General features: G+C 59.6%; 12 protein-coding genes. 6 read left to right on the plus strand and 6 right to left on the minus strand.

Going from position 1 to position 11,501, the window contains the following annotated elements:
• Positions 1-213 precede the first annotated feature (213 nt).
• Together LIS66_RS17810 and tal are read left to right on the plus strand one after the other, a co-directional pair.
• Positions 214-1,170 (plus strand): cellulase family glycosylhydrolase, encoded by a 957-nt coding sequence (locus tag LIS66_RS17810; protein WP_227972725.1) that lies wholly within the window; start codon positions 214-216, stop codon positions 1,168-1,170.
• 202 nt (positions 1,171-1,372) lie between these two features.
• A complete protein-coding gene (gene tal, locus LIS66_RS17815) occupies positions 1,373-2,299 on the plus strand; it encodes a transaldolase (protein WP_041477315.1) in 927 nt (308 codons plus the stop codon).
• A gap of 120 nt (positions 2,300-2,419) precedes the next feature.
• Here tal and rssC read toward each other — a convergent pair whose 3' ends face one another.
• The 3 genes from rssC to LIS66_RS17830 all read right to left on the minus strand — a co-directional run bounded on the left by rssC (position 2,420) and on the right by LIS66_RS17830 (position 5,117).
• The gene (gene rssC / locus LIS66_RS17820) at positions 2,420-2,902 is read right to left on the minus strand and encodes an anti-sigma factor antagonist RssC (RefSeq protein ID WP_003226553.1); all 483 of its coding nucleotides are present in this window, start codon (positions 2,900-2,902) and stop codon (positions 2,420-2,422) included.
• On the minus strand, positions 2,899-4,083 hold the full coding sequence (rssB, locus tag LIS66_RS17825; protein ID WP_064361422.1) for a two-component system response regulator RssB: 1,185 nt from the start codon (positions 4,081-4,083) through the stop codon (positions 2,899-2,901). The genes rssC and rssB overlap by 4 nt, the downstream gene beginning before the upstream one ends.
• A gap of 344 nt (positions 4,084-4,427) precedes the next feature.
• Positions 4,428-5,117 (minus strand): VacJ family lipoprotein, encoded by a 690-nt coding sequence (locus LIS66_RS17830; RefSeq protein ID WP_042609055.1) that lies wholly within the window; start codon positions 5,115-5,117, stop codon positions 4,428-4,430.
• A 198-nt stretch (positions 5,118-5,315) separates the two neighbouring features.
• Between LIS66_RS17830 and LIS66_RS17835 the strand changes: the two genes are divergently transcribed.
• Complete coding sequence (locus LIS66_RS17835) at positions 5,316-5,936, plus strand: HAD family phosphatase (protein WP_227972726.1); 621 nt, start codon at positions 5,316-5,318, stop codon at positions 5,934-5,936.
• Between the two features lie 108 nt (positions 5,937-6,044).
• On the plus strand, positions 6,045-6,308 hold the full coding sequence (locus LIS66_RS17840) for a DUF4404 family protein (protein ID WP_042609053.1): 264 nt from the start codon (positions 6,045-6,047) through the stop codon (positions 6,306-6,308).
• A 165-nt stretch (positions 6,309-6,473) separates the two neighbouring features.
• Here the strand turns inward: LIS66_RS17840 and queF are convergent, their stop codons facing one another.
• Together queF and LIS66_RS17850 are read right to left on the minus strand one after the other, a co-directional pair.
• The gene (gene queF / locus LIS66_RS17845) at positions 6,474-7,304 is read right to left on the minus strand and encodes an NADPH-dependent 7-cyano-7-deazaguanine reductase QueF (protein ID WP_083352315.1); all 831 of its coding nucleotides are present in this window, start codon (positions 7,302-7,304) and stop codon (positions 6,474-6,476) included.
• A gap of 61 nt (positions 7,305-7,365) precedes the next feature.
• The gene (locus tag LIS66_RS17850; RefSeq protein WP_227972727.1) at positions 7,366-7,899 is read right to left on the minus strand and encodes a cupredoxin domain-containing protein; all 534 of its coding nucleotides are present in this window, start codon (positions 7,897-7,899) and stop codon (positions 7,366-7,368) included.
• Positions 7,900-8,064: 165 nt separating this feature from the next.
• Here LIS66_RS17850 and LIS66_RS17855 point away from each other — a divergent pair, with 165 nt between their 5' ends.
• Complete coding sequence (locus tag LIS66_RS17855; protein WP_064361427.1) at positions 8,065-8,745, plus strand: heavy metal response regulator transcription factor; 681 nt, start codon at positions 8,065-8,067, stop codon at positions 8,743-8,745.
• Positions 8,745-10,094 (plus strand): heavy metal sensor histidine kinase, encoded by a 1,350-nt coding sequence (locus LIS66_RS17860; RefSeq protein WP_227972728.1) that lies wholly within the window; start codon positions 8,745-8,747, stop codon positions 10,092-10,094. Before LIS66_RS17855 ends, LIS66_RS17860 begins: the two co-directional genes overlap by 1 nt.
• Before the next feature lie 99 nt (positions 10,095-10,193).
• Here the strand turns inward: LIS66_RS17860 and LIS66_RS17865 are convergent, their stop codons facing one another.
• Entirely contained in the window at positions 10,194-11,438 is a 1,245-nt protein-coding gene (locus LIS66_RS17865; protein ID WP_227972729.1) for a lipoprotein-releasing ABC transporter permease subunit, read from the minus strand.
• Positions 11,439-11,501 lie beyond the last annotated feature (63 nt).

The following is an 11,501-nucleotide window of genomic DNA, read 5'->3' on the forward strand; positions in this document are numbered from 1 at the left end:
AGAAATAGCTTCGCCCTGTTAGTACAGGAACATTAAGTACCACAGCGTTTTAAGCCGCCCCAACCACAATTAGCGGACTAAAAATAACTGTGATTTTCAGTTGCTGTTTTCCTGACAAAAAATAACATTCACGCACTTAGTGCCATCATCGTTATCGGAAATTGAGTAACGGGATAAATATTCGTAGTTGTCATTCTCTTCAGGAGAGCAGACATGAAATCAGCACAGCGCAATAAACTCGCCGCCCTCGTCCTGATGGCAATCGGTGCCACCAGTCAGGTTCATGCCAGTGAGCTGTTCCCCAACCTTCCAGCGAAAACCATCGGCGTTCAGGTGAAGATCCAGAGCTTTACCGCTGCCGATGCCGCGCAGATCAAAGCGGCAGGTTTCAGCTTTGTGCGCTTCGGCGTGTGGAGCGACAGCCTCACCGCCAAGGCTTATCAGAAACAGGTCAGCGACGCCTTCGCCGCCGCTGCTTCCGCCGGGCTGCCGGTGTTGCTGACCGTGCGCGCTATCAAGGCTTTGCCCGCGACTTCGCCCGCTGAACTGAACGCAGCCGGTGCTACGTTTGCCAACGCCGTGACCGGGCTGGAAAAATCCTGGAGTTCGCAATTGGTCGCGATCGAAATCTGGAACGAGCCGGATCTGGAAACCTACTGGCCAACCCGCAATTTCGACACCACGTTCGTGCCGTTCATGGCAGGTATGTGCAAGGCCTTCGAAGGCCAGCCGCAGACGACACCGCGCGTCGGTTTCGGCTTCGCCCGGCCGCCAAGCGCCGGTTCTGCCTCAACGGTGGCGCTGAAAAGCATCGTCAGCGATTATCCCAAATGCCTCAATGCGGTGTCCTATCACCCTTACGGCATGACCGCTACGCAGATCAGCAACGCGCAGACGTTTATCCAGCAGAACTTCAATCTGCCGGGGGTCATCAGTGAGTGGGGAGTTTCCGCCCTCGCCTCCAACGGCGGGCCTGAGGGGCAAGCGACCAAGATCAACGCGTTTATCGCTGACGTTAAACGTCTGAATATCCCGCTGACATCTATCTATGAATGGCGCAACAGTGATTCAGGCAGCAATGATCGCGAGAAGAACTTCGGCTTTCTCACTTCCGACGGTCAGCCAAAACCGGCCCGCTTGTCCGTGGAAGGTTTGTTGAACGCTGAGTAGGGCTTGGGCAACCGGTCTGTTCACAGGTCGGTTGCTTTGAACCTGTGGGCTGTTTTGGCATCGTATTCATCGACACCGCGCCCCGCCTTTCAAACAATCGTTGTCAGGTTGTTGCCGCAGGGGCCATCGATCCACGAATGCACCCTTGAGTGCCCGTCAGCGCTCGGGTAATGTCTTCAGACCCATAGGATAGAGCACGCCCATGACTTCCAAGCTGGAACAACTCAAACAGTTCACCACCGTGGTTGCCGACACCGGCGACTTCGAAGCGATCGCCCGGGTCAAACCGGTCGACGCCACCACCAACCCTTCCCTGCTGCTCAAGGCCTCGGCGATTCACGGTTACGCCGAACTGCTGAACGATTGCGTCCGCGACTGCAAGGGCGATGTCGGCCTGGCCAGCGACCGTTTCGGCGTCGCAGTGGGCAAGGAAATCCTCAACGTGGTTCCTGGCCGCATTTCCACTGAAGTGGACGCACGCCTGTCCTTCGACCAGGACGCGATCCTCAAGCGTGCACACCGCCTGATCGAGCTGTACGACAAGGCTGGCGTCGGCCGCGACCGCGTGCTGATCAAGATCGCCTCGACCTGGGAAGGTATCCGCGCCGCCGAGATCCTCGAGAAAGAAGGCATCCAGACCAACCTGACCCTGCTGTTCTCCTTCGCCCAGGCCGCCGCCTGCGCCGACGCCGGTGTCTTCCTGATTTCGCCGTTCGTGGGCCGCATCTACGACTGGTACAAGAAGGCCAACGGTAACGACTACACCGGTGCCGATGATCCGGGCGTGCAGTCGGTGACGCGCATCTACAACTACTACAAGGCCAATGATTACAAGACCGTGGTCATGGGCGCCAGCTTCCGCAACATCAACCAGATCGAACAACTGGCTGGCTGTGATCGCCTGACCATCAGCCCGGAACTGCTGGAAAAACTCGCCGCCGACACCGGCAAGCTGGAACGCAAACTGGCACCGGGCAACGCCGGGGAAGCGCGTCTGAGCCTCAACGAAGCGCAATTCCGCTGGTTGTCCAACGAAGACGCGATGGCCACCGAGAAACTGGCTGAAGGCATCCGTCAGTTCGCACGCGACCAGGAGAAGCTGGAAGCGTTGCTGCAGGCCAAGCTGTGATTTGAGTTTGTAGAATGCAAAAAGGGCGAACCTTCACAGGTTCGCCCTTTTTTGTGTACGCGCAATTCGCTGTCAGCCAGTCACCTGTGGCGAGGGAGCTTGCTCCCTCGCCACAGGCCATCAGTGTCTTTCGAGGGCATTCACCAGATCATGAAACGCCTCACGATTGGAATCGTTCAGGCCCATGAGGATCTTGTGCGCTTCCAGCACTTTGATGCGCACCACCTCTTCCGACTGATCCTGATCCGGCAGGTCGTCCAGGCACTCCGGGCACGGCACCGGGTGGTTGACGATGTTGAACACCTGCTCGAAGCCCATCGACTGCAATAGCCGGGTGATGTCTTCGTGGGTGGTGACAACCGTCGGCAACAGACCGACCTTCTGCCGCGACAGGATCGACAGTTTGGCCAGCAGGCCGAGGGTGGTGCTGTCGATGCTGCGGGTTTCGGTCAAATCGATCACGATCGCGTTGAAGTTCAGCGCGGTGAAGATTTTCTCAATAGTCGCATCCAACGCCGAACACAGGGTCAGGCGAACTTCACCGACGAACTTCAGGACGAAGGTGCCGTCCTGCTCGGCGAACTGGATTCTACCGGTACTCATTGAAGATTCCTGCTCAACACCAACAGGGCGATATCATCCGGCATCTCCCCTAGCGTGGCCAAACCAAACACTTGCCGCAGACCATCCAGGCTGCCGCCCGCTGACTTCACCCGTTCGGGCAAAGCAGCCTCTTTTTCTTTGAGCGTTGCTTCCGGCAAAAGGTCCAGAATGCCATCAGACATCAGCGTCAGGCTGAACGTCGGCGGCAGCTCAAGCACGTGGTCTTCGTAGGTGGCTTCATTGAACAGCCCCACCGGCAGACCACGACCTTCGAGATAACGAACACTGTCAGGCGTGTACAACACAGGCAACGGCAGATGGCCGCCGATGCTATAGGTCAACAAACCGGTCTCCTCGTCGATGACTCCACCGACCATTGTGACGTGTTTACCCAGCTTACAACTGATCAGCCCCCGGTTGATATGACCGAGCACTTCCGAAGGCTTGAACTCCGGCAAGGTACCGCTGCGTTTCGATTCGAAGAGCAGACGCGTGGTCATGAACTTCAACAGCACAGTGACGAAGGCGGATGACGCGCCATGCCCGGAAACATCCGCCAGGTAGAACGCGACCCGACGCTCGTCGACGCGGAAATAGTCGACAAAATCACCCGACAGGTACAACGACGGGATGATCTGGTGGGCAAAGTTGAATTCGTCGATGCTCCACGGGCTGTCCGGCAGCATGTTCATCTGCACCTGGCGACCGGCGTTCTGGTCTTCCTGGAGCAGGTTCAGGCTGGCTTCGAGCTCGCGGTTGGCCTTTTCCAGCTTCTCGCGGTAACGCTGGTTTTCCAGCAGCAGCCGCGCACGATCCAGGGCCCGGCGCACAGAGTGCTCGAGCACAGCCAGATCTTCGAGAGGCTTGATCAGGTAATCTGCCGCGCCGAGGCGCAGGGCCTCGACCGCGTCGTTCATCACCCCGGCACCCGAGACCACGATCACCGGCGTTTGCGGCGAGCGCTCGGTGACCTGACGGATCAGTTCGAGACCGCCCATCTGCGGCATGCGCAGATCGCAGATCACCAGATCGGGCTCGTCTTGCTCGAATACCTGAAGACCCTGTTGGCCGTTGCCGGCCTGCAGGACGCTGAAACCACTGTCTTCCAGATAGGCCGCGAGGCTCGCGCGCACTACCTCGTCATCATCGATTATCAGCAGCGTGGCACTGGTTTTTGGCATGTGGGCAAACGGCGCCAGAATTAGGTTGGCGTAGTGAGCGGGGCAACGGCCCTGCGCAGACTACTGGATTCGCTTTCTAGCCTCTCTGCTGCAGCGCTTTCAAGCATTCGCCTGGCGCGCGGTTTTAAACAGAGGTGCCCTTCTAAGGCGCAGACGGTACTCCCATCCGCAGAGCGTTTCAAGCATGCGCCGATTGTCGCTTGACGACTTTGTTTGTCAAATCACCGGGAGTTATAAGAACCGCTCCAACCGTAACCCGATGGAAGGTAGCGACAGTCGATGGCGATGCTCTGGCGCAGACAAAAAAGGCGACCCGAGGGTCGCCTTTTTGGCATCGGTCGAAATCAGAAATCGTCTTCGACTTGTCCGTCCTTCACCTTGAACTCGCGGTTCTGCAGGTAAGCGTTGCGGATGAAGGTGTACTTGTCGCCGCTGATCAGCTTCTCACTCGACAGCAGGCTGGCGCGGGTGTCGACGATGTTGAGGCCGAAGATCGAGTTACGCGTGGGCACGTGATCGATGTAGCGGTACATCCCGGTGTAGCTGTCGACGTATTTCGACGGTGCGTCACGCAGGGTGCTCGGGCCCATCAGCGGCAGCATCACGTACGGGCCGCTGCCCACGCCCCAGTAACCGAGGGTCTGACCGAAGTCTTCGTCGCTGCGGTTCAGGCCCATCTGGGTGCCAACGTCGAAGAAGCCGAGCAGACCGAAGGTGGTGTTGAAAATCAGTCGGGCAGTATCAACGCCCGCTGCAGCCGGTTTGGCCTGGAGAATGTTGTTCGCCAGGTTGGTGACGTCACCGACGTTGCGGAACATGTTGTGAATGCCATCTTCAACGAACTGCGGGGTGACGAACTCATAGCCCTGCGCCAATGGCTTCAGCGCGTAGGTGTCAACGAAGTCGTTGAACCGGAATATCGGCCGGTTGACGCTTTCCCAAGGGTCTTCTTCCGTGGCCGCCTGAGTGGCGAACGGCGCCAGCAACAGGCTGGCACATACACTTAGCTGAGCGAGCGAAGGGCTCCAGCGCATAGAAAAACTCCTTGGATTTGATACTGGCGCGGACCTCTGGGCCCACGCATTAAGGCCGCTAGTATAAGCGTAAACGGCGATTTGGGCAGTCTGCCAGGCAAGGATATGCAGGAAGTTTCCTACGTCGTCTTTCACAGGGCTGTCATGCAACTGTCACCCGCGCGCCATAGCCTTGAGCGTTATTTCAGGGACGTTGCCATGACTCACGCCGAAACCTTGCCCGTCGCCGCGCCCAGTCTGACTGCCGTGCTGTTCGGCCTGAGCGGTTGCCTGGTGGATTTCGGTTCCCGCGCCGCGCAGCAGCTCACCGCCGCCCCGGAACACGCCGAAGCCACCCCGGGCGCCCTCGATAGCCTGAGAAGCTTGCAGCGTCAGCGGATACCCTGTACCTGGCTCGACGAATTGCCCCCCGCCCTCGCTCATTCACTGGCCGCTTCGCTGCCAACCTGGATCAAGCCGACGCAACATTCAGCAACAATGAATCCATGGCCGGCACCCAATGCGTGTTGGCAAGCATTGATGGATCTGAACATCGACCGCCTCGATGGCTGCGTGCTGGTCAGCGGTGAGCCGCGCCTGTTGCAGGCCGGCCTGAATGCCGGACTGTGGACAATTGGTCTGGCGTCCTGCGGCTCGTTGTGCGGCCTGAGCCCGAGCGAATGGCAGGCGCTCTCGCAAGCGGAACGCGAACAGTTGCGCGGCAAGGCGACCGTGCAGTTGTTCAGCCTTGGCGTGCACTCAGTGATCGATCATCTCGGCGAACTGGATGCCTGTCTTGCCGACATCTGCTCGCGCCGCGCCAAAGGCGAAAAGCCCTGACCGACGTCATGCAGGTTCACCGAGAGTGGATTAATCTAAAGGTCAGCCATAGACCTTTGGCGCGCGGCTGCGGTCAATGCCAGTGCCTATTGATAAAAGGAAACCACCATGCCCGCCCAAGAACTGCAAAAACAGCTCGATACCCTGCGCGAGCAGCTGGAACAGAATCCACCGCTGTCGGAAGTCGAGCGTGAAGATCTGCGTGCGTTGATGGCGCAGATCGAATCGGAAATCCAGCTGGAAACTGCCACCCAGGACGCGAGCATCGCCGATGGTGTGAACCTGGCAGTGGATCGCTTCGAGCTTGAACACCCAGCTATCGCCGGCACTCTGCGCAACATCGTCAACGCGCTGGGCAGCATGGGCATCTGACGCCCCGTCGCGCAAAAAAGCCCTGCCAGCGATGGCAGGGCTTTTTCATTTCCACAATTTGAAACGCAATCTCCTGTAGGAGTGAGCCTGCTCGCGATAGCGGTGGACCAGTCGACATCAACGTTGAATGTCAGTCAGCTATCGCGAGCAGGCTCACTCCTACAGTTACTGACGCACCAGACGATGGTTCGGCAGTTGCACCTCTTCAGTACTGCGATACGGGTTGATATCCAACCCGCCGCGCCGAACATATCGCGCGAATACAGTGAGCTTCTGCGGCTTCAGCAACCGCTGCAGATCAAGAAAAATCCGCTCCACACACTGTTCATGGAAATCCGAGTGCTGGCGGAAGCTGACGATGTATTCCAGCAGGCTGGCGTGATCCAGCGCCGCGCCGCGATATTCCACGACCACGCTGCCCCAGTCCGGCTGGCTGGTCACCGGGCAGTTGGATTTGAGCAGATGGCTGTGCACGCTCTCTTCAACGATTCGCGAATCGTCGCAACGCAGCAATTCCGGGCGCGGATGTTCGTAGTTGCTGACGCTGATATCCAGATCGTCGATGCACACGCCCGGCAGTGCCACGACGCCTTCAGCCTCAACGTCCTTCAAACTGCGAACCCGCACGCCCACCGGTTTGCCGGCGGCGGCGGACAGATCCTTGACCAGCGTCGCCTCCAGCGTGGCGACGTCGGCGAACGGCGTCTGGTTCAGCGAGTTGAGGTACAGCTTGAACGACTTCGATTCGATGATGTTCGGCGAGTCCGCCGGGATGCTGAATTCAGCGATCGCCACCACCGGTTTGCCCGACGGCAGCAGCCACGACAGCTCGAAGCAGTTCCAGAAATCTACGCCTTTATACGGCAGGGTTTCGGCGCTCAGGCCCAGCTCTGCCCATTTCGCGGTGCGCGGAATCGGGAACAGCAGGGACGGCGTGTAGGTGGCGATGTATTCGCTGGATTTGCCCAGCGGCGAATGTTCGGCTGCGGGATGCATGGCGGAAACCTGACTGAAGAATCAGCGGATTCTACCAGCCTTTGCCCGCGCCTTTGAGTGCTTACTGACTGACTGTCAGGTTGCCGACCATGCCCGCCTGGTAATGCCCCGGAATATTGCAGGCGAACTCAAGCGCCGTGGCCTTGCTGAAGGTCCAGGTCAACTCCGCGGATTTACCCGGTTCGACCAATACACTGTTGGGGTCGTCGTGTTTCATTCCGTGGCCCATCGCCGCGTGATCCATGCCCGCCATGTCGTGGGACATTTCTTTTATCCCTGTCGGCGTGAGCATGCCGCTCTGCTGCATCTGTAACATTTCCTGCTGGTGACTGGCATGCATCGCCGCGTCACCCAAGTTGAATTCGTGCAGCAACTGGCCTTTATTCACCAGCACAAAGCGAACCGTCTCACCCGCCTTGACCTGTATGGTTTTCGGATCGAAGTTCATGTCGCCCATGACGATTTCGATACTGCGCGTGGCCTGGCTGACCGCTGCCGGCTGGCCGAAGGCGTAGGTGTGCGCCGGTGTCGCCCAGGCTGGCGAACTCAATGCCAGCAGACAAGCCGCTACTGTAAGAGGTGTGGGAAAAAACATGGTCACGCTCCAGCAAGAGAAGGTTCAGCCTGTGGGAAACTCTAACCACCCTGGGCTGGCACCGACCTGACAGACAGATTACAACTTTGTCAGCTTGGCGCTTATCGCCGGATCTCACGGTATAACGCCCTCGCCCTTCTAAATACCACCCCGTCCGAGTCGCCCATGAAACTGTTGATCGTTGAAGACCAAGCCAAAACCGGGCAATACCTGCGCCAGGGCCTGACCGAGGCCGGGTTCAATACCGAGCTGGTGGCAGACGGCATCAGCGGCCAGCAATTGGCCTTGAGCGGCGAGTACGCGCTGCTGATCCTCGATGTGATGCTGCCCGGACGTAATGGCTGGCAGATTCTGCAAGCGGTGCGCAGCGCCGGCCTCGACACGCCGGTACTTTTTCTGACGGCCAAGGACGCCGTGGACGACAGGGTTCACGGCCTCGAACTGGGTGCTGACGATTATCTGGTCAAGCCATTCGCCTTCTCCGAACTGCTCGCCCGGGTGCGCAGCCTGTTGCGGCGCGGCAGCGCGATCGCCCAGGAAACCAGCCTGCAACTGGCCGATCTGCGCCTGGATCTGATCCGCCGCCGGGTCGAACGCAGCGGCCAACGCATCGACCTGACCGCCAAGGAGTTCGCCCTGCTGGAAATGCTCCTGCGCCGCCAGGGTGAGGTCCTGCCGAAGTCGCTGATCGCTTCGCAGGTCTGGGACATGAATTTCGACAGCGACACCAACGTCATCGAAGTGGCGATCCGCCGCTTGCGCCTGAAGATCGACGACGACTTCCCCAACAAACTGATCCACACCGTGCGCGGCATGGGTTACGTGCTCGAAGAGCGTGCGCTGTGATGCGTCACTTGTCCCTGAGCACGCGCCTCGCCCTGTTGTTTGCCGCCTGCACCGCGGTGGTCTCGCTGTTCGCCGGGGTACTGTTCGACCGCGCCAGCGAGGCGCACTTCATCGAGCTCGATCAGCAACAACTGGAGGCTAAGCTGATCGGCCTGCGCCGCGCCTTGCAGGATCTCCAGCCTGCTCAGCGCGAAGCGCGGCTGGCCGATGAGCTGAGCCGCCAGGCCGACTTGTCGTTGCGCATCACCAGCGGCGACGGTCAGCACTGGTACGACAGCTCGGTGCAGATCCCCAAGAGTCTGCCGCTGCAAACTGGCCTGTCGACCATCAGCCATGACGGCACCGACTACCGTGTACTCCGGGCCCCGCTCTACCCGGACTCAACGGATTCGCCGCAACTGACGCTGCTGCTGGACATCACCCATCACCAGCATTTCCTTGCGCGCATGCAGCATCTGATCTGGCTGACCGTCGGCCTCTCAGCGCTAGCCACGGCGTTGCTCGGTGCCTGGGCCGCGCGCAGCGGACTGCGCCCGTTGCGGCGGATAAGCGCGGTGGCCCGTGGGATTTCTGCGCAATCGCTGAATGCCCGACTGCCTGAAGAGAAAATGCCGCCAGAGCTTGCGGAAATGGCCCACAGTTTCAACGCCATGCTCGCACGCCTCGACGACTCGTTTCAGCGCCTCTCGGCGTTCTCCGCCGACATCGCCCATGAACTGCGCACGCCACTGTCGAACCTGCTCACCCACACCCAGGTCACCCTCACCCGTCCGCGGGCACTGGAGGATTACCGCGAAGCGCTGCACAGCAACCTCGAAGAGCTGCAATGGATGGCGCAACTGGTCAACGACATGCTCTACCTCGCGAAGGCCGATCACGGCCTGCTGATGCCCAAGCGCGAACCGCTGGAACTGGCGAACGAGGCTGACATGTTGCTGGAGTTTTTTGCGCCATTGGCCGAAGACGCTCGCGTTAACCTGAGTCGTGAGGGGGCGGCGCGTATCGAGGGTGATCGCGGCATGTTGCGCCGGGCCTTGTCGAATCTGCTGGATAACGCGCTGCGCTTTACCCCAGCTGAAGGTGATGTTCGGCTGAGCATTGTCGAGCAGCCGCAGGCTGTACGCGTTTGCGTCGAGAACAGTGGTGAGGGGATTTCAGGGCAATTACTGCAACGTCTGTTTGACCGGTTCTATAGAGCGGATCCGGCGCGGCAGGAAGGCAGCAGTGAGCATGCGGGGTTGGGGCTGGCAATTACCCAGTCGATCGTCCGTGCGCATGGCGGGACGATTCATTGCGAATCTGAAGCGGGCTGGACGCGGTTTGTGATCGAGTTGCCAAAGGAAGAATGAGGCCAGCAGTACCGGCCCTATCGCGAGCAGGCTCACTCCTACAGAGGGAACGCATTCCAATTGTAGGAGTGAGCCAGCTCGCGATAGCGGTTTTGCAGGCTACGAATATCTCAAGGCATGCGCCGGTTCGATCTTCGCCGCCCGCCACGCCGGATACACCGTCGCCAGAAAGCTCAGAACGAAGCCCGCCGAGCAGATCAACAGCACGTCGCCGCCCTGCAGTTCCGAGGGCAGGTTGCTGACGAAATACACGTCCGAACTGAAGATGTGCTGCCCGGTCACGCGCTCGACCCAGCCGACCAGTTCGCTGACATTTAGCGCGGCGATAACGCCCAGAACGCCACCAATGATGGTGCCGACAATGCCGATCACCGTGCCCTGCACCATGAAGATCGCCATGATCTGCCGCGGTGTGGCGCCGATGGTGCGCAGGATCGCGATGTCGGCGCCCTTGTCGTTCACCACCATGATCAGCGTCGCGATGATGTTGAACGCTGCCACCGCGACGATCATCAGCAACAGCAGGCCGATCATGGTTTTTTCCATTTTCATCGCGCTGAACAGGCTGCCCTGGGTGTGGGTCCAGTCGTCAGCCTTGAAGTCGGCGCCAAGGCCACCGGCAATGTCCGCAGACACCTTCGGCGCGGCGTACAGATCCTTGACTGCAAGGCGCACGCTCTGCACCTGATTCGGCTGCCAATGCTGCATGGTCGCCGCATCGGCGACATGGATCAGGCCCATCGAACCGTCCAGCTCGGCACCGACCTTGAACACGCCAACCACATTCAGGCGCTGCATGCGCGGAGTAATGCCTCCCGGCGCGGTGCTGACTTCCGGAACGATCAGGGTGATCTTGTCACCGACGTTCAGGCGGAAACGTCGCGCGGTGATTTCACCGATCACCACGCCAAATTCGCCCGGTTTCAGAGCATCAAGACGCCCTTGGACGATGTGCTGAGCAACGATCGACACCTTGCCTTCCTGGGACGGGTCGACGCCGCTGATCTGGATCGGCTGCATCGAACCCTTGTACGAAAGCATGCCTTCCATTTCGGTGAACGGCACGGCGGCGGTCACTTCGGGATTTTTCATCGCGGCGGCGGCCACCGGTTGCCAGTCGTCGATCGGCTTGACGCCGACGATGGTCGCGTGGGGCACCATGCCGAGGATGCGCGAGCTCATTTCGCGCTGAAAGCCGTTCATCACCGACAGCACCACGATCATCGCCAGCACGCCAAGGGCGAGGCCGATCATCGAGGTCATCGAAATGAATGAAACAAAGCGATTGCGGCGCTTGGCGCGGGTATAGCGCGTGCCGATAAAGATCGATAACGGTCTGAACATTCGCTGGGGCACCGTATAGAAATAAAAGACCCGGCGCCGTTACCAGCGCCGGGTTTCAGCCAG

The organism is Pseudomonas sp. HN2 (assembly GCF_020736465.1).
Classification (GTDB): domain Bacteria; phylum Pseudomonadota; class Gammaproteobacteria; order Pseudomonadales; family Pseudomonadaceae; genus Aquipseudomonas; species Aquipseudomonas moraviensis_A.